At 67.5% G+C, this 23341-nt stretch carries 11 protein-coding genes; 4 read left to right on the plus strand and 7 right to left on the minus strand.

Going from position 1 to position 23341, the window contains the following annotated elements; all coding sequences use genetic code 11:
• Positions 1-76: 76 nt before the first annotated feature.
• The 4 genes from CLM73_RS01365 (at position 77) to CLM73_RS01380 (ending at position 5825) form a co-directional block, all read left to right on the plus strand.
• Positions 77-742 carry a response regulator transcription factor gene (locus CLM73_RS01365; RefSeq protein ID WP_105236997.1) on the plus strand — a complete coding sequence of 222 codons (666 nt, stop codon included), beginning with the start codon at positions 77-79 and terminating at the stop codon, positions 740-742.
• Positions 743-762: 20 nt separating this feature from the next.
• Positions 763-2109 (plus strand): sensor histidine kinase, encoded by a 1347-nt coding sequence (locus CLM73_RS01370; RefSeq protein ID WP_158685820.1) that lies wholly within the window; start codon positions 763-765, stop codon positions 2107-2109.
• A gap of 19 nt (positions 2110-2128) precedes the next feature.
• The gene (locus CLM73_RS01375; protein ID WP_105236999.1) at positions 2129-2395 is read left to right on the plus strand and encodes a hypothetical protein; all 267 of its coding nucleotides are present in this window, start codon (positions 2129-2131) and stop codon (positions 2393-2395) included.
• Positions 2396-2819: 424 nt separating this feature from the next.
• Positions 2820-5825, plus strand: a complete 3006-nt coding sequence (locus CLM73_RS01380) for an autotransporter outer membrane beta-barrel domain-containing protein (protein ID WP_105237000.1) — start codon at positions 2820-2822, stop codon at positions 5823-5825.
• Positions 5826-6005: 180 nt separating this feature from the next.
• Here the strand turns inward: CLM73_RS01380 and CLM73_RS01385 are convergent, their stop codons facing one another.
• The 7 genes from CLM73_RS01385 to CLM73_RS01415 form a co-directional block, all read right to left on the minus strand.
• Positions 6006-6440 carry a YbaN family protein gene (locus CLM73_RS01385; protein WP_105237001.1) on the minus strand — a complete coding sequence of 145 codons (435 nt, stop codon included), beginning with the start codon at positions 6438-6440 and terminating at the stop codon, positions 6006-6008.
• Positions 6437-7030 carry a biliverdin-producing heme oxygenase gene (locus CLM73_RS01390; protein WP_105237002.1) on the minus strand — a complete coding sequence of 198 codons (594 nt, stop codon included), beginning with the start codon at positions 7028-7030 and terminating at the stop codon, positions 6437-6439. Before CLM73_RS01390 ends, CLM73_RS01385 begins: the two co-directional genes overlap by 4 nt.
• A gap of 114 nt (positions 7031-7144) precedes the next feature.
• Positions 7145-9319 carry an HlyD family efflux transporter periplasmic adaptor subunit gene (locus tag CLM73_RS01395; protein WP_105237003.1) on the minus strand — a complete coding sequence of 725 codons (2175 nt, stop codon included), beginning with the start codon at positions 9317-9319 and terminating at the stop codon, positions 7145-7147.
• Positions 9304-10662, minus strand: coding sequence for an efflux RND transporter periplasmic adaptor subunit (locus CLM73_RS01400; RefSeq protein ID WP_199778229.1), 1359 nt, complete (start codon positions 10660-10662; stop codon positions 9304-9306). Before CLM73_RS01400 ends, CLM73_RS01395 begins: the two co-directional genes overlap by 16 nt.
• Positions 10659-11465: an efflux RND transporter periplasmic adaptor subunit gene (locus CLM73_RS01405; RefSeq protein ID WP_105237004.1), complete on the minus strand. Its 807-nt coding sequence runs from the start codon at positions 11463-11465 to the stop codon at positions 10659-10661. The genes CLM73_RS01400 and CLM73_RS01405 overlap by 4 nt, the downstream gene beginning before the upstream one ends.
• Before the next feature lies 1 nt (position 11466).
• A complete protein-coding gene (locus CLM73_RS01410; protein WP_234015781.1) occupies positions 11467-13194 on the minus strand; it encodes a TolC family protein in 1728 nt (575 codons plus the stop codon).
• Between the two features lie 8 nt (positions 13195-13202).
• The gene (locus CLM73_RS01415; RefSeq protein ID WP_105237005.1) at positions 13203-23327 is read right to left on the minus strand and encodes a putative Ig domain-containing protein; all 10125 of its coding nucleotides are present in this window, start codon (positions 23325-23327) and stop codon (positions 13203-13205) included.
• Positions 23328-23341: the final 14 nt, after the last annotated feature.

Genomic DNA, 23341 nt, shown 5'->3' on the forward strand with positions numbered 1-23341 from the left:
TTTTATGATGCGGCACGCGCGGCAAGCACGCCGCGCCGCGCAGAGGCTGCCAAGGCCCACAGAGGGGAACACTGACATGCGTGTGCTGTTGGTCGAGGACGACGCGATGTTCGCGGACGCATTGACGCTGGCCCTGGAGGAACTGGACTTCGCGGTGACGCTGGTGCAGGAGGTCGACGCCGCCAAGGTGCTGCTTCTGGAGCATGCCTTCACGATCGTGCTGCTGGATATTGGCCTGCATCGCGGGTCGGGCCTGGACGTGCTGCGCTTTGTGCGCCGGCGCGGCGACGCGGTGCCGGTGATCCTGATCACCGCGCGGGATGCCTTGAGCGACCGTATCCATGGCCTGGATCTGGGCGCTGACGATTACGTCATCAAGCCGTTCGATCCCACGGAGCTTTTTGCACGCATGCGCGCGTTGCTGCGGCGCAGCGGCGCGGCGGGCGACAAGGTGCTGGTGTGGCGTCATGTGAAGCTGGACCCGGGCCGCCGCGAGGCCTTCGTCGACGATGTGCCGACCCGCCTGTCCGAACAGGAGTTCCGCACGCTGGAGATGCTGGTGAGGCACCCCGACCGGCTGGTGTCCACGGAAGAGCTGCGCGCGCATCTCTACGGCGCCGGCCGCCCCGGCGAGAGCAACACCATCGCCGTGTTCATCCACGCCCTGCGGCGAAAGCTGGGCAAGGACGCCATCGAAAACGTGCACGGCCAAGGCTATCGCCTGGCCCGGGATGGCGGCTGATGCGGCGGGTCACGAATTCGATGCGCGCGCAGATTCTGCTGGGCATCTTCAGCGCGCTGCTGGTCTCGTGGCTGGTGCAGTTTGGTTTGTACTGGAACAGCCTGACGCGCACCGAATCAGGCGCGCGCGATCATGAGCTGAATGCGGTGGTCGACAGCGTCGCGTTCTTTCTGGCGATGGTGCCGGTGACGCAGGACATCCGCCGGGACCTGCCGGTGCCCGCCTTCCTGTTGCGCCAGTCCATCGGCAAGACCGAGATCCAGGTGTGGGACCGCGTGACGAATCGGCTGGTGCTGGCATCCACGGACGCGCCCCGGACGCGGATGGCGCAGGCCAATGCCATCGGATTCTCGTGCGTCACCTTCGGCGGCGACACCTGGCGCGTCTACGCGGGACTGGACGAGACGGCCCGCTTCGAGATCGTTGCCGCGACGCCGACGCGCGCGTTCTATGCGGGGCTGGCCGACCGGTTCGAACTGGGCTCGATCATCACGCTGCTGATGTTTGCCGGAATCGGCAGCGTCACGATGTTCGTGGTCTGCCGATCAACGCGCAAGCTTGGCCGCGCCGGCAGGGACATTGCGCAGGCCAGCGTGACCGACGGCGCGACCGTTGACGAACGCGCCGTGCCCGCCGAAGTGGGACCCTTGATACGCGCCATCAACGAGCGGCAGCAGCGGGTGGCGACGCTCATCGAGAATGAGCGGCGATTCATCGGCGACGCCGCCCACGAGCTGCGCACGCCGCTGGCGGTGCTGGCCGTGTACGCGGACACGGCGTATCGGGTCAACGATCCCGTCAAAGCGAAGATGCTGATGCAGAAGATCGCCGAGACGACCCGCCGCAGCGCGCGCATCGTGGAACAGCTGCTGGACCTGGCGCGCACCGACAGGAACGACATCGTGCTCGAGCCGGTTAATCTGGCTTGCGTCGTGGGCTTTGTCTTGCGGGACATGCAGGGCTCGTTCGTCCATCGCGGCCAGCAGCTCACCGTGGATGCCGCACCGGGGCATATCCTGGGTCAGGTCGATGCGCTGGGTATTCTGGTGCGCAATCTGCTGGACAACGCGGGCCGGTATAGCGGCGACGGCAGTTCGATCTGGGTGACGTTGCAGTGGGCGGCGGACAGCGTCACGTTGGCGGTGTCGGACAACGGCCCCGGCATCGCACGGCCGCTGCGCGAGCGTATCTTCGACCCCTTCTACCGCGGCCCGGGCGCACCGAGCCACGGCAGCGGATTGGGGTTGGCGCTGGTGGCAAGAATCGCCCGCTCGCACCATGCGCGCGTCACCGTGACGGATGGCGCCGACGGACGTGGCGTGTGCTTGAACGTGACGTTTCCGCTGCCGGGCGCGTCGTCCGTCTGACGGGTAGTTGGAGAGGGGCATGGATACGCCTGATTCCCGCAGCGGACCAACGCCACCGTTCGACGGCCTGCGCGCCTATCTGCGGGCGGTTCAAAGCCGGGACGACTTGCAGCGGATACGCCAGCTCGAGCAGCGCAATGGCCGACTGAAGCGGTCGGTGGAGCGGCTGATGGCGGCGCGCGACCCTGCCGCGCAGTGTCCGAAATCCGGTTTCAAAGCCTTGAAAAGGTCTGAGGCTTGCGCACTCGCAGAGTTAATCAGCCGAGTGAAACGCCTTCTGGCCTGAGCGCGCGCGGCGTCACGCTGGATTAATCAGAAAGATAATGGCTGATGTGTCGGCGGTGTCATTTTGTTTCTGTAATTTCTGCAAATCGCGGTCCGGTAAACGGTGTATGCAGACCACGGGATGGTATCCAAATTGTCTTGATATGCCGTTGAAGATGGTATCCGCGACCTGGGTCTGAATACTTTGGATAGCCCATGCAGAGACGCTTCTACCAATATCGGTCGTATGCCGTAGACCTATTTTGATAATTAACGGGATATAACCCCGTTTATTAACGGGGACGTAAAAAAAACCGTTATACAGTGCCTCCTTTTTTCGAGAGCTGACCCTAAATTCACGCCGGCTGCATTATTACTTACCGATACTTTTTAAACATATCGGTAATGTGTGAAAGGAAGCTCGATTAATCCGGAGGATTGAAGTTTTGGCATACGGCACAAAGAAGTGGCTGACGGCGACGCTCGCCTTGAGCGCGTCCTACGTGGGGAACGTCACCGCTGCGGACCTGACCATTGGATCGGGCAATACGCAGGTGTTTGACGGGTCGGCCAACTTTCCCGGTGGCATTGATGTGAACGGCGGCACGGCGGTTATCGGCGGTAATGGCGGCGGTGCGGGCGTGGCGATCGGCGGCAACGTCAATGCCATGTCGAACGGCACGGTGGCGGGTTTCGGGTCGATCGGCGGCGATTTGAACGTGACGGGAAATTCCCGCGTGGCGCCGGGATACTGGGTGGACACGCCCACCGGCGTTTCCAACGGCAATCTCGCGGTGAACGGCAACCTGACGATCAACAACGGCGTCTTTGATTTTGAAACCGGCTACGCCGGACTGCCCATCACGCAACCCGGCACGGGCGACAACATCAAGGTGGGCGGCAACGTTGCGCTGAACAACGCGACGCTGAACGTGAAGGTCAGCACGCACGGGGTCAACGCGGGCTTCTACCGCATCATGTCGTACGGCGGCTCGTTGAGCGGCAGCGGCCTGACGCTGGGCACGGTCTCCGGCGACTCGGTGCCTGCCGCGACGATCCAGACGCTGACGGGCGACAAGCACATCAACCTGGTCCTGGGCCCCAGCACCACCAACCTGTGGAACGGCAACGGCGTGGCCTCGGCGGCCAACGCGGGCGGCGGCAGCGGCACGTGGACTGCGACGAGCGGCAACTGGAGCAGCCCGACCAACGCCACGGGCGCCCTGCCCAGCGGCGGCTACGCGATCTTCACGGGCGCGGCGGGCACGGTCACCGTGGACGGCAGCGCCGGTCCGGTGCGCGCGTCGGGCCTGCAGTTCGCCACGGACCGGTATCGCCTGCAAGGCGCGCCGATCACGCTGGCGGGCACCGGCGGCAACCCGCCCGTGATCGTCGTCGGCGACGGCACGTATGCGGCCGGCCAGTTCGTCGACATCATCGACAACCCGCTGCAAGGCACGGAAGGCTTTGTGAAGACCGGCGTCGGTTCCATCATCCTGAACGGCGACAGCAGCAACCTGACCGGTCCGATCTTCATCGCCGATGGCGCGCTGGAGATCAACGGCAAGCTGAACGGTCCGATGGACATCGGCCGCGAAGTGGTGCTGGCCGGTGTCGGCCAAGTGGGCAGCACGACCCTGTTTCCCACGGCGGTGATTTCGCCGGGCAACGACGGCACGCCGATGGGCACGCTGACGGTCAACGGCAACCTCAACTTCGGCCAGGACACGATCTATCGCGTGCACGCCGATCCGACCAGCACGCTGAGCGACCGCATCCACGTGACCGGCGTCGCGACGCTGGACGGCACGGTCGCGCATGTGGGTCCCAATGGCAACTACGCGCCGCGCACGACGTACAACATCCTGACGGCGGACGGCGGCATTCAAGGCCGTTTCACGGGCGTGTCGAGCAACTACGCATTCCTGACGCCGTCGCTCAGCTATGACGCGAAGAATGCGTTCATGACGCTCTCGCGCAACGACGTGCCGATCGGCAGCGTGGGCGGTTCGGAGAACGAAACGAACGTGGGCGGTGCGCTGGATCAGGAAGCGCCGCCTGCGAGCGGGAATGGGTCGGCGTCGACGGGTAATGGTTCGGCGCCCGCGGGCAACGGTTCCGCGTCCACGGGTAATGGCTCCGCCTCGACGGGTAATGGCTCGGCATCTACCGGCAATGGTTCCGCACCGGCGGGCGAAGGCACGGCATCGGCGGGCAACGGTTCAGCATCGGCGGGCAATGGTTCGGCAACGACGGGCAATGGTTCGGCAACGGCCGGCACCGGCAGCGAAACCGCGCCGGTCGTCACGCAACCCGTCACGCCTGGCGCCGACTCGTCGCTGATCGCCAGCGGCAATGGCGCAGGCAAGACGACGGGCGCGAGCCAGGTGACGGCCGCCGTGCTGTCCATGTCGCCCGAGCAGGCGCGCGCGGCCTTGAAGCAACTGTCCGGCGAAGCGTACGCCAGCACCGGCAGCGTGTTGCAAGGTCAGGGCGACGCGGTGACCACGTTGCCGCTGTCGCATCTGCGCGGCAACCTCGACGCGCCGATGCGCGCGGGCCGGCCGACGGCGCAACTGGGCGCGTCGTCGTCCGACGCGCTGCCGCAAAGCGGCGCATCGCCGATCTGGGCGCAGGCCTTCGGCAACTGGAGCACGTTCGGTGGCAACGGCAATGCGTCCACCGTGCATCAGTCCGCGGGCGGTCTTTTTGTCGGCGGTGACGGCGACGTGGGCGGCGGCTGGCGCCTGGGCGGCGCGGTCGGCTACACCGGCAGCCACAACTCGATCTCCGACGTGTCGTCGCGCATGAGCGTGGACAGCTACACGGCCACGGTCTTCGGCGGCAAGAACTTCGAAGCGGGTCCCGGACTCGTGCGCTTCATGGTGGGTACGGCCTACACCTGGCACGAGATCGATTCCAAGCGCAACATCGCTGCCGGCAGCCTGAACCAGCGTCTCGAGTCGTCCTATAACGCGTCGTCGACGCAGGTGTTCACGGAACTGGGCTACAAGCTGCCGCTGGGCGACGCCTATTCTGTCGAACCGTTTGCCGGCGTGGCATGGAACCAGGTCCGCACGCGCGACTTCCAGGAAACGGGCGGCAGTGCGGCGCTGCGCGGCGAGGGCAGCAAGGACGATGTGACGAGCACCACGCTGGGCCTGCGCGGCGCCATGCTGATCGGCACGGATGACGCGCCGGGCCGCCTGACGGCCACGGTGGGCTGGCGCCATGCGATGGGCGATGTGAAGCCCACGCAGAAGCTGGCCTTCGAGGGCGGCAGCACCTTCACGGTGTCGGGCGTTCCCATCGCGCAAAACGCGGCCGTGCTGGGCCTGGGCGCCGAAGTGGCGCTCACGCGCAACACGACGGCTGGCGTGGCGTACGACGCGCAGTTCGGCGGCGGCAACCGTCAGCAGTCGGGCATGTTCAAGCTGATGACGCGCTTCTAAGCCGCATGGGGCGGGTCCGGTTCAATGCCGATGCCTGAATGGCAACGGGCTTGAATCCGGGCTCGTCCCTTTGCACGCGCCACGCGCTGAAGGCAGGGTCTTGCGGCCCTGTCCTCAGCGCGTTTTTTTTTGGGGGGGCTTCGGTCTTCGGCAGCCCTGCCTACGTTATTTGCTGCAGGCTTACGAACGTTGTGCCTGTTGGCACGCGGGCACGTTAGCCGAGGTGCGGGCATGATCGCCCGGCGGCTCAGGCCTCTGCCAGATCCACACCAGCACCGCCACCATCGTCAGGCACAACGGCCAGACGATCCACGGATGGGGAATGGTCTGCGTCATCACGACCATACAGACCGTCATCGACACCGTGGCCATGATCTTGGCGCGGCGCGTCACCATGCGGCCGTTGTGCCAGTTGTGCAGCATCGGGCCGAACCAACGATGTTCATGCAGCCAGCGGTGCAGACGCGGCGAGCTGCGTGCGGCGGCCCAGGAGGCCAGCAGGACGAACTCGGTGCTGGGCAGGCCGGGGATGAATACCCCGGCGACGGCCACTGCGATGCTGACGACGGCGAGCGCCAGATACAGCGCCCGTACCCACGGTTTGCGTGGCGTCATGCGCCGAGTTCGAAGTGCCGTTCGAGCAATGCGCCGAAACGGTCATAGGCCGCGTTGGCGCCGGCGATGACGGCGTCGTGCGTCGCGGGGTCGAGCGTGTCGCTGTCCAGCGAGGCGACAAAGCGGCGCCACACGGTGGCGCGGCCGTCGGGGTACGCGGCAAGATTGCGCGCGCCGAAGTCGGCGGACAGGCCCAGGTCGGATTGCGCCTGCTTGAAGAGGAAGGCGGCGCCCAGCGTCGAGCCTTCGGACACGTACAGCCAGCCCAATGCTTCGGGCATGGTCACGCCAATGCTGGCGATGCCGTCTTCGGGAGCGGCTGCGCCCAGGTCGCGCAGATCGGCGAGCGAGGCGTCTTCGCGGCCGCGCGCTTCCAGGTCAGGCACCGCCTGCTTGACGGCGTCGTCCTGGAACAGGAACTCGACGTCGCGCTGGAAGAGGTATTGCGCGGCGACGAAGCGCGCATAGGCGTCGCGGCTGGCGAACGGCGCGCCGCGCTCCATGAGATGGTGCATGCGTTCGTGCTGCGCCGCGGTTTCGTGCTTCAGGCGCTGCGACAGCGAGGGACGTTCGAGGGTTTCGGTGGTCATCGTCGGTGTGGGTGATGGGTGAAGGCGATCCATCGGTGATGGATGATGATGAGTCTTATTATTCCCCGGGGCTTGCCGAATGACACGTTAAAGATGCTTAAGAAATGTGCCGCTTCAAAAGCCGGTTTCGCGCACCAGCAGCGCGGCGACACGGCGCCACGTGCGCAGCAGCAGGCTTTCGGCGTCGCCCTCGATGACGGCCGTGCCGCGTATGGCTTGGAGGCGCGGCATGGCGGCGTTGGCCGCATCCGCAGGCCGCAGGATCACGCGATACACCGCGCGTTCCGGCACGAGGCCCTGCGACTCGGGGTCGGGCCGGGCCTCGCCGCGCGGCGCCTGCATCGCCGGCACGGCGCCGCCATGCGTGGAGCTGAGTTCGGGTGCGGCGGCCAGACGCCGTGTGGCGGTGGCGGCGATGTCGGACACGACCAGCGCGACGGCGGCCTCGCCGGGATCTTCGGACAGAAAGCGCGCGTGGCCGCCGGGTTGCAGCCGGTGCAGATCGTCTTCGGACGCATAGGCTTGTACGACCACTTCCGACGGGTCGGCCAGCGACGCCAGCCACTCGCCTTCTGCGATCCATTCACCGGCCGCGAGAGGCTCGGCCAGTTCCGCGACGGTGCCGTCGAACGGCGCGCGGATCGTAAGCTGCTGGCGTTGGCGCGACAGCACTTCGAGGCGCTCGCGCGCCGCCAGCAGTTCACCCGCGGCAACGGGCACGGCGGCGGCGGTGTCGCGGGTCATGGCCTGGAACGACTGCTGCCACTGCAGCACCTGGATGCGGCGCGTCAGCGAATCGATCTCGTGGGTCATGTCGGGCGCGTCCAGCACGAACAGCGTCGCACCGGCGCTGACCGCTTGTCCGGCGTGCACGTCGATGCGCTGAATGCGGGCGCCGGCAGGCGCGACGATGCGGGCCTGCTGCGCGGCGTGCATCAGCGCGGGGGCCTCGATGCGCGTGCGCCACGGCACCACGGCGGCCAGCACGCCGATGAGCGCGACGCCCGCGGTGATGCGGCTGCGCCGGTTCCAACCGCCGCCGGGGCGGCTGGTCAGGCGCTCGCGCCACGCGCGCAGTTCGGTGTAGATGGGCTTGAGCACGAACGCCACGATCTCGATGGCGAACAGCACGATGCCCAGCATTTTGAAAGCCATGTGATACACCAGCAGGGCGATGCCCAGGAACAGAAAGAAGCGGTAGATCCAGACGCAGAAGGCGTAGGTGATAAGGGTGCGCTCGCGCCACGGTGCGAAGACTTCGGGCCGCGCATCGCCCAGCCCGAACAGCCATTCGCGCAGCTTCCATCGCGCCAGTGCAAAGGAACGGTTCTGCAGGTTGGGCACGTTCAGCGCGTCGGTCAGGAGAAAGTACCCGTCAAAGCGCATCAGCGGATTGAGGTTGACGGCCAGCGTCAGCAGCCAGGTGGTGGTTGCCAGCGTGAACGCGGCGCTGCGCAGTACTCCGTCGGGCAAAAAGCTCCAGGCCAGCGTGGCCCACGCGGCCAGCGCGGTTTCAGCCAGCATGCCCGCGGCGCCAATCGACATGCGTTTGCGGCGGCTGGATAGCCGCCATGCGCCCGAACTGTCGGTGTACAGCACCGGCCACATCACCATGAACGCCACGCCCATCGTGGCGACCCGGCAGCCGTGATGCTTGGCCGCGTACGCGTGGCCAAGTTCATGCAGCACCTTGGCCGCGCCCAGCGTGACGGCGGCGGCCAGTGCGCCTTCCAGCGTGAAGAAATGCAGGAACGTGTGGAGAAACTGGTCCCACTGGCGCGCCGCGAGAAAAAGGCCAAGCACGCCCGCAGCCACCGTCAGCCGCAGGAAGGCGCGCGACAGGAACAGGCGCCGCACGGCGGGCAGGGTGCGCGTCAGGAACGCGTCGGGCCGCACGAGCGGAATGCGAAAGAACAGGTACTGATGCATCAGGCTTTTGAGCCAGTGGCTGCTGCGGCGCGCGTTGGCCTCCTTGGCGTAGCGGGCGATGGCGTCCGGGCCGCGCAGCTGCACGAGGCTGTTGGCCTGCAGGAACTTGGCAAAGTCCTCGACGTCGTCCGCGCTGAGATCCAGCGTGGTTTCGCCGGCCGCGGCATCCGCGATCGCATCGGCGCTGCCCAGGCGCCAGCGCGCCAGCATTTCCGCTTCGGCCCAGCCGATCTGGAAGAACAGGCCGCGGCCCGGGTCCTCCAGCGTCCACGCCGGCGAGCCGTCGTGGTTGGGCGGGGCGCGATGCAGCAGCAGCTCTTCGCGCAGCGCGGGCAGCGCGCCGCTTACAGTCCCAGCCATACGCGTAGCGTTGCCAGAGGTTTGCGCAGCAGGTAGCCATAGAGCGGCGTGGATTCGCCGTACAGCTTGGCGGTGCCTTTCAGACCGACGCGCGGCTGCGTGGCGAGCGCGTCGTCGGTGAGGCGTGCGCGCACGCGATAGGCCATGGCGCCTTCGGCTGTGGGCGCGGCGCGGTAGCCCACGCGCAACAGCGTGGCGGGCAAGGGATCGGCCGGGGCGGTGTTCAGAAAGAGCCGGATCGGGGCCTCGGCCGGCAGCGCAATCGCATCGCCCACGGGCAGGTGGATTTCCAGCTCGACCTCCGCGGGGTCGGCGACCATCATGATGCGTTCGCCCAGCGCCACGGGTTTGCCGATCCAGTCGGCGGGATCATCGAACAGCACGATGCCGGCGCGCTCGGCGTGCAGCTGCGTGCGCGCCACCGCCTTGGCATAGAAGTCCAGGTCGCTCGCGGCCTGTGCGCGCTTGCCTTGCGCCAGCGCCAGCGTGGCCTTGCTGCGGTCATCGACCAGCGCCTGCTGCTGGTTCTGCCGCAGTTCGGCTTCCGCGACCGCCAGCGCCTGGCGTGCGCTTTCCAGACGCCCTTCCAGGTCGCGCACGTCCAGCGCGGCCAGCAGTTGTCCTTTCTCGACGGTCTGGTTGGGCGTGACGGCGATCTGGTCGACCACGCCCTGCAGCGGCGCGCGCACGGCCATGGGTGCGCGCGCCACGACTTCGGCCGGCGCGAGCACCGACTGGCGAACCGGCACGAACATCAGCGCGATGACGGCCACGCCCAGCGCCAGCCACCAGCGCGTGCGGCGGTCGCCGTGGCGCAGGCGGCCCCACCAGGTGGCCGCGCGGCCCGTGCGTTGCGTGGGCGCCAGCGCGCGCCAGGCGTGGGCGTAGGCGTCCGCCAGCAGACCCAGCACGGCGATCTCCGCACCTGTCCACGGCGTATCGCGCCACAAGGCAAGCAGACCGTCGCCTCCCTTTGCGTCGGCCAGGGGCAGGCGCAGCAGCAGGCCGTGGCCCGGCAGATGCTCCGCCCACATCGGGTGCTCGTCGGGCGTCGGGGCAAAGGGACCGCTTGCGCCCTCGCGCGCGCGGCTTGCCAGCAGGCCGGCCAGCCACACGGTATAGGGCGCGTTGGGGTCTGGCACCGCCAGGCCCGACAGCGCGGAAATGATGCCGTCGCCACCGGCGCCCGGCAGCCACAGCGCCGCCTGCCGGTACGGCGCCAGCGCATGCGTGTCGTTGACCATCAGGAACGCCAGCGCCTGCGTGTCCGCGCAGGCCCGCGCGCGCTTTTCCAGCTGGAGCAGCGCGGCCAGCAGGTTCTCTCGTGCAGCGGTGTCCGTCACGGCGTTCCCGTGGCGGGAAGGTCGACCCGGACGCTGCCGCTCATGCCGGGCAGCAGTTCGGCGGCGGTGTTCTGCGCGTCGGCGAGGCGGCCGATGATCTTGACCGACTGGCTGACCGGGTCCACAGCGCCCGCGATGTGCGAGACCGAGGCTTCGTAAGTGCGCCCCGTCTCGTCGACGGTGACGCGCAGCGGCGAGCCCGGCTTGAGCCACGCCAGCCAGCGCGACGGCACGATGGCTTCCAGTTCAAAGGCGGAGTCATCGTAGATGCTGACGAGCTTCTCGCCTTCGGCCACGCTTTCCGCGGCACGCGCATAGGTTTCGCCGACCCGGCCGGCGAACGGCGCGGCAATGGCGCAGCGGTCCACGAGCACCCTTTCGGCGCTGCTCTCGGCGCGGGCAACCGCGACTGCCGCACGCGCCTGTTCGACGTCGGAACGGCTGATGGAGCGCAGCGCCTCCAGTTGCTCGGCGACCGCCTGCTTCTTGCGCGCGGCCGATTCGGCCAGCACGGCGCGTTCCAGCCGGGCGCGGTTCAGGGCGCAGTCATAGGCGACGAGCACGTCGCCCTTCTTGAAGCGGTCGCCTTCCCGGAACGGCAGGGTTTCGATCTTGCCGGACAGACTGCTGGAAATCACCGCGCGTCGCGCGGCGACCAGCTGGGCCCGGGCGGTGTCGGCGGCCGGGGCCGTCATGGGTGCGGGCGGCGGGGTCTGCGCGGCGGCGGCGGCCGACACGGTCAGACCCGCGGCCAGCAGCAGACGCGCGCCGCGCCGCGATACGGAGGCTTGCAGAATCGGCATGTCAGCGCGCTTTCACCGATTGATTGTCCGCGCTGCCGGCGCTGGCGACGGAACCCACGCTGCTCCACAAATTGCCGGACACGGTGCGCAGCGCGGGCGGCGCGGCGGGTTCGGTCACGGACGCAACGGGGTCGATCACCGGCGTTGCGATGGCCTGTCCGTTCGTGTCGATGGCTTGCGGGGTCACGGCCAGACGCGGAATGTCGACGTGGCCGCGCTCGATTTGCCGGTTGGTCTCGGCGATGTCGTGCGCCAGGCTGGCCAGGCTTTCATCGGAGATGCGTTCGGGCAGGGGATCGATCCCGGCGGCCTGGTAGATCGTGTTCTGGGCGTTGACGAGTTCGGCATAGCTCAGGTCGCGGGCGCGCGTGGCGAGCAGGGTCTCGACCTTTGCGCGGACCACTTCCAGATGCGTTTCGGCGCTGCTGCGCGCGGCGTTCTCGGTCTGCACCTGAATCGCGTCCTGCAGGCGGCTCAGTTCGTTGGCGCGGCGGAAGGCGGTCTCGGCGCGCTGGCGTTCCAGCCAAGCAATGTGGACCTGGCTCAGCACGGTCATGCGCAGGGCCTGACGGCGCAGTTCGGCCACCTGTTCACGCGATTCGCCGGCGCGGGTGATCGAGGACCACGACAGCACGCTAAGCAAATTCCAGCTCACCTGCATGCCGGCGTCCGCCCAGCTGTTGTTGACCAGGTACTTGTTGCTGTCGTAGTTCAGCCCGCCAAAGAGCGACGCGTTGGGCAAGAGGCGCAGCAGCGACATGCGCGTTTCCAGCACGGCGTTGCGCGCCAGATAGCTTTCTTCGCGCAGTTCGGGGCGGCGCACCATCGCCAGGGCTTCGAGGTCCTGCAGTTCGTAGGCGAGCACGGGCGGCGCCATGGTGGCGGCGTCCGGCGCGGCCAACTGGAAGTCCGCGCTGGGCGGCAAGTTCATCAGTGTGGCGAGGCGCGCCTTGGCCTGCGCCAGTTCGTTGTCCAGCGCCTCGGTCTGGCGCACCATGTTCAGCAGATCGCGCTGATAGCGCAGCGCCAGGATGGGCGCGACCAGACGCTTCTGCTCGGTCTGGCGTGCGTATTCGAGCGTCTGGCGCGCTTCTGCCAGCGTCGAGGACACGCGGTCCTTCAGGCGTTCTGCCGTCACGGCGTTCCAGTACGCCGTGCGTGTCTGGCGGATGATGTCGGCCACGACGCGGCGGCGGCGTTCTTCGGCAGCCAGCGCCTTGTTGCCCTGGGCCTTGGCGCCGAAATAGCTCAGGCCGAAGTCCAGCACGTTCCACGTCAGTTGCAGGTCGGCCGTATGCGTGTCGCGCTCCTGGCTGGTGGACGGCACGAGCGATTGCGTGCCGGTGGACAGCGATTCGCTGGACGAACCGTAATCGTTGTTGCGCGCACGCATGCCGGCGCGGGCGGTCAGCTTGGGCAGCATGCCCTGCTTCTGCACGTCGGTCAGGTCGTCTTCCAGCGCGCGCTCCATCAGGGCCAGACGCTGCTGCAGGTTGTACTTGACGGCGCGGGCGATGGCCTCGTCCAGCGTGATCGGTCCCGTCACCGGTTCCTGCTGCGCGAACATGGCGCCGCGGTCGGCCTGATCGAGTTGCAGCAGGTCCTGCGTGCTCAGCTTCTCGGGCGGCGCGACGGCGCAACCGGCGAGAACGGCCGTGGCGAGCACGGTCAGGGCGAAGCGGCGGGCACGATGTTTCATGGGCTTGGCGGAATCAAAGGTAAGAGTCATGTCTGGAATCAGCTTGCTGCATTGATGGTGATGGCCTGCCGGGCGGCGGCGGCCGTGTCGGAGGCGCCGCCCGCGGCGCCGTCGTCCAGGGAAGCGAGAAACTGCCGTGCCGCATCCAGCACGTCGTGCGCGGCGCTGTGGCGCAGTTGCTGGGTCAGCGCGGGCTTGTCGGCGGCGAGGGTGTCATCGCGTGCGGCGACGGTATCGCCGCCGTGCCAGGCGCCCACGCGTTGCGCGGACACGGTGACCGGGATGGCCCGCGATTCACCGCTGGCCGCGCGCACCACCAGTTGCAACGAGAGCGTCTGGGCGTCGGCAAGTCCTGGCGCCACGATGAGGCCGCGCGCCGCATCCAGCCGCACGCCCGGCGGCAGTTCCGAGCCGTCGGCCATGCGCAAGACCAGCGAGGCGATGGGACCGCTGCTGCGGATCAGGCCGGCCGGCAAGGCATAGGTCTGCCGGTTGCCTGCCACGTCGGCGCGCCACAGGCCCGTGAGTGCGGCGCTGGCCAACGTGAGCCCTGGCGCGTCGGGGCTGGCCAGGACCACGAGCGGCGAGCGGACGCCGCTTGCCGCATCCATCGTGAACGGACGCGCGGCGTCGGCATCGCGCCGTTCGAGCGAATCGGCCAGCAGTTCGTCGAGCAGCGCCGTTGACGTCCATTGCGGCGGCGTCGACAGGCCGTCGCGGATGGGGACGCTGAACGCGTCGGGCGATGCGGCGGGAATGCCGCCGAGCGCTTGGCGCAGCGACCGGAACGCGTCGTCTCGGGTGTCGTCGGCGGTGCCGGCAGCCGTGTCGGAAGCAAACACCGGATCGCGCTGCCACGCGCTCAGGTCCGGCGGCGGCACGTCGGCCGGGTTGCCGGGGTTCGGGTTGGCGTTGGGGTCGGGCTGCGTGCCGGGATTTGTACCCGGGCCCGTACCCGGACCCGTGCCTGGATTCGGCTCCGTCTGCGCCGTGGCTGCCGTCAACGTGATGATGCGCGACACGCTGGCGCCCGACGCATCGGTGGCGGTCACGACCACCGCAACGCTGCCTGCGCTTGTCGCGGTTCCGCGGATCGTCAGGGTCGCCGGATCGAAGGTCAGCCCTTCCGGCAGGCCCTTGATCTGCCACGTCAGCGCATCGCCGTCGGCGTCGGTGAAAAGGCCGGCGGGGAACGTGTACGCATACGGCTCGCCCACGACGGCGACGCCCGGCGTCAACGCGATGCCGCTGTCGACCGGCGCGGTGTTCGGCGGTTCGACGGCTTCAAGAACCAGCACGCGCGACACGGAGGCGCCCTCGGGGTCGGTGACGGTGACGGTAAACGTGAACTTGCCGGTGCCGGCGAGCACCCCGGAGATCGTGCGGGTCTCGGGGTTGAAGCTCAGTCCTGCGGGCAGGCCGCTGACTTGCCACGTCAGCTTGTCGCCGTCCGGATCGTTGAAGAGCGTTTCCGGCAGGGTGACGGCGTAATCGCGGCCGGCCAGCGCCGTTTCGGGCGTGTACGGATCGGTGCCTGCGACCGGCGCCTGGTTGGGCGGGCGGACGGTCACGTCCACGTCGAAGGCCGCGCTGGTGATATCGCCGTCGTTGAGCGTGATCGTGACGGTGCGCGTGCCCGGCGTGCCGTCCGTGCTGGCGTAGGTCACGCGATGCAGCAGCGCGTTGGCCTGTGCGCGGTCGACGGGCGCGGTAAAGCGCAGCGTGGCGGCGTCGCCGGTCAGCGTCAGGGTGGCGATGGGCTGGCCGTTGAACGAAATGACGTCGCCATTGCGCGTGTAGCCGTCGCCCGCCAGAAAACCAAAGCGATCGCTGGCCTGGCCCGTGAAAGTTACGCTGGCGCCCTGGTAGTTGTTCGCCGCATCCATTTCCGCGTCGGACAGCGCGAGCGTGGGGGCGACCGGCACCGCATCGCCGCCGATGACGAAGGTGGGGGCCGGCGCGGGCGGCGCGTTCAGCACGTCCAGTCCGTTGCCCACCACGATCACGCCGCCATCGGCGGACACCGCAATCGGGCCGGCGCCGTCCAGCCCGCCCTGCGAGGAGATCAGGCCGAGGGTCGCCGTGGCGTAGTAATTGAGTGTGCCGTCGGCCAGCGTCACGAACAGCGCCTTGCCATCCGCGGACAGCGCGATGCTTTCGACCGTCTGGCTGCCGGTCAGTGTGCCCAGGTGCGTCAGCGCGCCGGTGGCCGCGTTCAGACGGAAGGCCTCGATGGCCTGGGGGTTCTCCAGGATGTCCGTGCCGCCCGTTTCCCAGTTGAACACCGACGTGTGGCTGTTGGACACGTAGATCGTGCTGCCGTCGGCGCTGACGGCGATATGCTGCAGGTCGGAGAACGAAACGCGCTGGCCTGCGGCGTCCGTGCCATCGCCGCGGATATGCGTCAGGACAGACAAGGCCCCGCTGTCGTCGCGGCGGTAGACGATCAGCGTCGAGCCCGAGCAGGTGTTGGTCACGACAAAGAGCAGGTCGCCGCGCACCGCCAGGTCGGTGGGCGCCCACAGGAACGGCTCCGCGTTCATTTCGCCGCTGATGCCGCCGACATAGGTGAGCGTGCCGGTCTGCGCATCGCGGCTGAAGTAGGCGATCCCGTAGTTGTTGATCAGGTACAGCTGCTTGCCGTCTTCGGACAGCGCAATGCCCCTCATGTCGTTCAGGCTGCCGCCGTCCAGCCCGTAATCGCTGACGATGGTGGCCTGATGCGTCAGCGTGCCGTCGGCAGCCACGCCAAAGACGCCGATGGCGTTGCCGTCCGCGCGCAGGGCGTACAGGCTCTTGCCGTCGGTGGACGCCACCAGTTCCTTGACGCCTGTCATATCCCCGGCCCCCGCGAACGTGCGCAGGTAGGTCAGCGATCCGGTGTCGCCGTCGCGGCTGAACACCGCGATGGCGCCCTTGCCGTCGGCCACGTAGACGCGCGCGCCGTCGGCGGAAACGACGCTGGCGGTGGGCTTATCCAGGCCGGGGATGGTGGTCAGGTCCTGCACATGGGTCAGGTCCCCCAGCGACAACACCGGATCGGCATCGACGACCGGCGCATCGTTGATGGGCGTGATGTCGATGGCGTAGTCCATTGCGGCCGAAGGCAGCCCGCGCTGGTCCGTCAGCATCACGCTGATGGCGACGCTTGCCGCAGGCGCATGGCTGCTGTTGGCGTAGGTGATCTGGCGCAGCGTGTGCTGCACGTCCGCCGTCGTGGGAATGGTCCCGGCCTCGTCGCTGAATCGGATCGTCAGCACGCCGTCGGATTGCGACACGGCGCCGATCGCCACGCCGTCCTTCTTCAGGACGCCGTTCTCCAACGTCAGGCCGTTGCCCGGCTCAAAGCCGAGCGTGTCGGCTGCGCTCTTGCCCGCGCCCAGCGTGATGGTCAGCACGCTGCCGTCGTAGTTGCCCGCGCCGCCGTTGAAGGTGTCCATCTGCGCATCGGCGACCACGCCATCGGGTGCGATCAGGACGGGATCGGCGCGCTCGGTGTAGGACACGTCGTCGCCGCCGGTGACCGCGGGCGGCGTGTTGGGGGCAGCCGGGCCGGTCAGCGTGACGGTTGCCGCCTCGTCCGCATCCGTCGAGCCATTGTCGCTGGACCACTCCTGCACGGTGAGGCTGATCGTGCGCGTGCCGGTCAGCGGGCTGGCGGCGTTGGCATAGGTCAAGCTGTCGATGACCTGCGCGGCACGTTCGCCCGACGCGTTCAGGTAAAGGGTCACGGTGGTGACGCCGTCGGCGATGGTCACCATGTACTGCATGCCGGTCGCCATGGTCTGCGGCCCGTTGGAATCCTTGTCCAGGCGGATCTTGCCGCCGTCCACACCCAGGATGTCCTGCGCGTTGGCCGGGCTGATCGTGACGATGACGCGGGCCACCTCCTGGCCGGATTCCACCGTGTCGACGGTGGTGCCTTCGAACAGCTTGACCGGTTCGCCTTCGGCCGGGAACGTAGGATTGCGCGGCGTGGTGTCGATGATCGGCGCATTGTTGACGCCTTCCAGTTCGATCTCGGTCAGCAGTTCATCCTGGTGACCGTCGCCATCGTGCAGCGTGGTGCGCAGCGCGATGATGGCGCCGTCACGGGTGGGATCGTTGCTGGCGTTGCTGTAGGCGATGCGGCGCAGCACGTTCTGCGCGTCCGTCTTGCTGACGAGGCCGGTGAACGTCAGCGTCAGCACACCGTTCGCCTGCGAGAAGGTCGCGATGACGGCGTCGTTCAACAGGATGACGCCGTTGGCGGCATCCAGCCGCAGATTGTCCCCGTTGACGAAGCCGAACCGGTCATCGGGATTCGCGCCGCCGACGCGTTCCACGGTGATGCTGGCGCCCTGGTAATCGCCCTTCCCGCCATTCAGCACATCGAGCTGCGGATCGGATAGCGTGCCCGACGGCAGGATGGCCACCGGCTCCGTGCCTTCCGTGTAGTGCACGGCGGCGGGCTTGACGTCCAGCACCAGCACGCCATGAACGCGCGAGAACTCGCCAGTCAGATAGAGCTTCGTGCCGTCTTCGCTGAGCGAGGCGCCGCCGATTGTGCCGAAGTTCAGGCCGTCCCCGAATGGGTCGCCAAACCCTGAGATTTCGCCAACCCGCACCAGCGCGCCATCTGCGCCGCGGCGGTAAACACCGATCTGATCGGCGCCGATCACGAAGACGGCGGAGCCGTCCGGCGACACGACGATCTGTTTGACGTCGCTATCCGGCAGCGTCGTGGCAAGCGCGGTGAGCCTGCCGTCCGTGCCGATCGCAAGGGTATGCAGGCGATGCTGGTCGTTGTCGAAGTCAACCACGTAGAGTGTCTTGCCGTCCGGCGAGACCGTCAGCGTCTGCGTGTAGTAGTACTGTTCCGTGGCAGCGGGATCCTTGCCCTGCGCGGCCATGACGAACGTCGGCACGCCGTTCTGGTCCAGCGAGAACACGCTGGCCAGCGTACCGCCGCCCGACGTGCCCACGAACAGGAATCGGCCGTCGGCGGACAGCGTCAGCGCATTGGCGCCGTCAAGCTGTAGTCCGGTATCGCCGTTGTCGACATAGGTGTGGAGCAGCGTCAGCGTTGCGCCGTCCTGACGGAAGACCAGCAGACTGTCGCCCGCCGTTGCATACACCAGGCCGCCGGTGGCGAGCACGTCGCGGATCATGCCGTGCTCGGTCACGACGTCGGCGCCAAAGGCGCCCTGCGCGGTGAGCATGCCTGTTGCTGCGTCGCGGGCGAACAGCACGACGCCTTGAGTGGCCACCACGTACAGCGATTTGCCGTCGGCCGACACCCGCAGGTCCGCGGCGCCGGCTAGCGCGCCGAGCTCGCTGTTGCCGATGGCCTGCGCGATGCGCAGCGTGCCGTCCGCGTTGCGCTCCAGCACGTACAGCGTGTTGACCTCCCGGTCTTCGAATGTGTTCGTGTCGAACTCCGTGGTGGTGCGCAGCAGGTAGAGTTTGCCGTCCACTTCGATGACATCGAGACCGCCTGCCAGCGCATCATCCGGGGCGCCGTCGGCAAGATGGCGAAGCAGTTCGTCCAAACCCAGCGAGTCGGCCGGCGTGTTCAGTACCGGCGCTTCGAACTGCACGTCCACGGTGGCGACGAGGTCTGGCTCGGCGGTGTCCTTGCCACCGTTGTCGGTGCCGCCGCTGTCGCGCACGGCTGCAAGCGTGATGCTGCGCTCGCCCACCGTGGGGGCGGGGGCCTGATTGGCGTAGGCAACGCCGTCGATCAGCGCGGCGGCCTGATCGCCCGTCATACCCGCGGCGGGGGTGATCGTGACGGTGGCCACGCCGTTGTCGAGGGTGACGGTGTAGGCGTGCCCGGAGGTGGTCGTGCCATTGCCCGCGACCAGCGCGATGGCGGTGCCGTCCACGGTCAGCGTCTCGCTGGCGCCGTTGGTCACGGGCGACACGGTCAGGGTCAGGCCAGCAATCGTCTGGCCGCTTTCGACGGTAGAGATCGTGGTGCCGTCGAAAAGGCCAACGGCCGCCTCGCCGGGGCTGTATTTGATGTCGGCGGGCGTGGAGACGACGACGGGCGCGTCGTTCACCTGCGCAACCGTCAGCGCGAGCACGACGCTGTCGACGCCGCTGGCGTACTGGTCGCGCACCTGCACCTTCAGGCGGATGGCGGCGCCGGGGTCCTTGCTGTCGTTCGTGTACGTGACCTGCTGCAGCACCGCATTGGCGGTGACGGTGCTGACCTGGCCGGTAAAGACGATGGTGAGGATGCCGCCCGTGCTGGTGAAGTTGGCGATCTTGGCGCCGTTCAGGCGGATTTCGGTGCCGACCAGTGCCAGGCCATTGGCGTTGTCGAAGCCGAAGTGGTCGTTGGTGTTGGCGCCTTCGTCGCGCAGGATGGTGATGGTGGCGCCGTTGTAGTCGCCGGTGCCCGAAGCCAGCGCGTCGTAGTCGGCATCGCCGAACGTCAGGCCGGCGGCCGGCTTGGTCGTCTGACCTTCGGTGTAGGCGCCGGAGAGCGCCTGCTCGATGTTGATGTGTCCCAACCCCGCGGCGTTGTAGAAACCGCCGACGTACATCGACGAACCGTCGGGGGAAATGCCGAAGCGGAAGGCGCGATAGTTGCCCGAGGCCCCTTCGTGGGCAACGGTCTTGACCAGCGTGGGCGTGCCGTCGGCGCCGATGCTGTAGACGTTGAGGGCGCCGGTCAGGCCGCCAGCGTAGAGGGTCTTGCCGTCCGCCGACAGTTCCAGGCCCCACATCTGGGTGCCGACGGACGATATCTTCGTGACCGTCTTGGCGATCGGATCGAAACGCAGCGTCAGGATGCCATTGCTTCCCGCCGACACGTAGATGGTGTCCCCCGACACGGCAATGCTGCGTGCGAAGCCGCCGACGTCGTTCGTGTGGGTCATGAGTCGTGCGAGGCTGCCGTCCGCGCTAGCGGCGTAGATGGTCAGGGTGTTGTCCCCCGCGACGAACACCCGGCCCTGCGCGTCCACCTCGATGGCGGTGGCGGTCTTGAACGGCTGGTCCGCATAGACGCCCGCTGCCGTCAGTTCCCCGTTGGCGCCAATGGCATAGGCATACAGCGTATTGCCGGCAATGCCATACAGATGCCCGTCCTGCGATGCCACCAGCTGCTTGACCTGCGTGCTGCCAAGCTCGATGCTCTGGCCGCTGGCTGTCAGCGTGCCGTCCGCGTTGACGTTGAAACCGGTCAGGAAGTAGTTTCCGCCGTCGGCCTTCTGGCCCACCAGATAGACGTGCTTGCCGTCGGCCGAATACACGGCCGAGGCCGCGCTGAGCAGGCCCTGCATTTCGATGCCGTTGGCATCGTTGCCGTCGTTCGTGGCGCCCTGCACGAAGCGCTGCACCAGCGTCAGTTCACCGGTATTGGGATTGCGCGTGAAGACGCTGAGCGTGCTGTTGCCCCCCGGGGTGACGGGATGACTGTTCGACCCGTTGCCAAGGACGATGACGGTATAGCCGTCGTCCGACACCTGGACGCTGTAGACGAACTGGTCGTAGCCGTTGATTCGGCCGTCCGAGGTGTAGCTGAGATCGCTGCCTTCGAGGTCGAAGGCGGGCGGGCTGTTGGCGGCTTCGGCGGCCGAGACGACGCGCAACGTCATCTTGTGGTCCGCGGTCAGGCCTGCCTTGTCCGTCACGCGCACGGTCAGAACGTAATCGCCCTGCGTGGTGGGCGTGCCGCTCAGGGTGAGCGTGGCTGCGTTGAACACGAGGCCTGCCGGCAGGGCTTCGACGATGCTCCATGTAAGGGTGTCGCCGTAGCGGCTGTCCGGATCGGTGAACATGTCCGCGCGCAGGGTGGCGGTAAAGCCGCCCTCTCCCGCAGTGACCTGCCCGAACGAGGCCGGTGCGCTGCTGCTGACGACGGGCTCACGATTGGGGATCTGAGCCACTTCCAGATTCAGATCCAGCGTCACGCTGGCGCCGTACGCATCGGTGACGGTGATGCTGATGGGATAGGTGCCGGCGGCCAGTGCGGTGCCGGACAGGGTGCGGGTCTCGGGATCGAAGCTGATCCCGGCGGGCAACCCTGTGACGCGCCAGGTCAAGCGGTCGCCGTCCGCGTCGTTGAAAAGGTTCTCCGGCAGGACGAGTTGGTAGTCCTTTTCCGTGGTGACCGTCTCCGGCGTGTAGCCGTTGGCAACCCCGGCGTCGATCTGCGGTCCCGTGTTGCTGCGGAAGATGATGGAGAGGGCGTCGCTGTTCAATGCGCCATCGTTGGCCTGCACGGTCAGCGTGACGAACGTGCCCGCGGCCACGGCCGAATTGCCGTAGCTGACCTGTTGCAGCACCTGGTTGGCGACGGCGGTCGTGGCGGGTCCGGTGAAGCGCAGCGTCAGCGTTTCGCCATTGACGGTGTACGTGGCGATCTGCACGCCACCGCGCGAGATGACGCCGTTCGTCATCGACAGCCCATTACCGCCCTCAAACCCGAACGCGCCGCCCGGCACCGACGCCTTGATGGTCACGCTGGCGCCGTTGTAGTTGCCAGTGCCGCCATCCAGCAAGTCGTAATTGCGGTCGGACAGGCTGACGCGGTCGCCCAGGACGGTGTCCTGGCCCAGCGTCAGCGATTGCAGCGTCGTGTAGCGAGTCAGGCCATTGCCCGCCACCACCAGCGACATGCCGTCCTTGGACAGCGAGATGTCTGCGCCATTGGTCCTGCCTGAGGCGCTTCCCAGCAGCGTCAAGTCACCGTCGCCGGATACCGCGTAAACGTTGACGGCGCCTGCGGTGGTGGCGGCATACAGCAGCGTGCCGTCGGCGTTCAGCGCCAGGCTGCCGATGTTGTCGCTGGCGACCGTGCCCACGCGCGTCAGCAGGTTGTCCGCGCCAAGCCGGAAGACCGAAATGTTCTTGGCGCCCGGCTCGCCCACGAACAGCAGCTTGCCGTCGGCGGACATGCTGATGGCGTAGTCGACGGCGTCCTGGCCCGTCTTGTCGAGCAGGATGCTGTCGACAAGATTCAGCACCCCGTCCGCGCCGCGTTGATAGATCTTGAGCGTGTGGTTGGCCCCGATCAACGCACCGCTGTGGATGACGGTGACGTAGTCGTTGGCCGTGGCAAGACTGGCGTTGCGCACGGCGTCCAGACGCTGGATCTGCGTCAGCGCGCCCGTGTCGGTGTCGCGGCTGTAGATCCGCGCTTCGCGCCCGAAGTTGTTCGAGGCGTCCACGTAGACCTGCGTGCCGTCGTCCGAGATCGCCAGACCGCCGGTGGATCCCCCGCCCACCGACAGCGTGGCCGCGTGGCTCAACGTGCCGGCCGCATCGACACTGAACTGGATCAGGTTGCCGTTGCTGGAAATTGTGTATACCGACTTGCCGTCGCCGCTGACCACCAGATGATTGACTGTGCCCAGGTCCGACAGCGTCAGTTCCTGCGTCTTGCTGAGCAGGCCCGTGGCCGCGTCCACGGCAAAGATGGACAGGGTGTTGTTGCTGCCCGCCGCGTAGACGAACTTGCCGTCGGCGGAATAGGCGACTTCGGTGGCTCCCGCCAGGCTGCCGGTGCCGAAGTGGTCCGCCTCCTGCAGCAGGTCGCCTTTCACCTCGGGCGCGACGTTGATGCGGCTGTCAATCTCGATCGTCGCCGTGATGGCGGACAGGTCGGCCGTCTGGCCACCCGCGTCGGACAGACTCTTGAGCGAGACCGACACCTTGCCACCGTCCACCGACTTGTCCAGGATCTGATACGACATGCCGTCGATCAGCGCCGCGACGCTGGCTGGGGCTGGGTTGAACGCATCCAGTTGCAGCGTGATGGTGGTGGTGTTGCCGCTGACCGCAACGGTGTAGAAGAAGCCGTCGCCATCGGCGCGCGTCGTGCCGCTGCCGCCTTCCAGTGCAATGGTCTTGCCGTCGATCACCAGCGCCTGGTTTGCGCCGCTGCGATCCACCGAGACGACCAGTTGCGTCAGCTCGTCCGTGCCGCTCGTCTGCGCGTGCACGTCGACGCCGCTGAACAGATCGACCGGTGCAAAGGTATCGCTGCTGTCCGTGACGACAACGGTCGCTTCGGTCGGCGTCGCGTCCACGCCAGGCGCCGTTTCGGTCGGCGGCACGGCTTGCGCGGCCACGTCCACGGCCGTCGTCACGGCGGCTGCATCAAGCAGGAAGCGGGGTTCCAGGGCCAATGCGTGGCGGCGGAGCGTGGGGATTCGGCGGGAAGTCATGGAAGTCCTGGAAC

This window comes from Achromobacter spanius (genome assembly GCF_002966795.1).
Taxonomy (GTDB): domain Bacteria; phylum Pseudomonadota; class Gammaproteobacteria; order Burkholderiales; family Burkholderiaceae_B; genus Achromobacter; species Achromobacter spanius_D.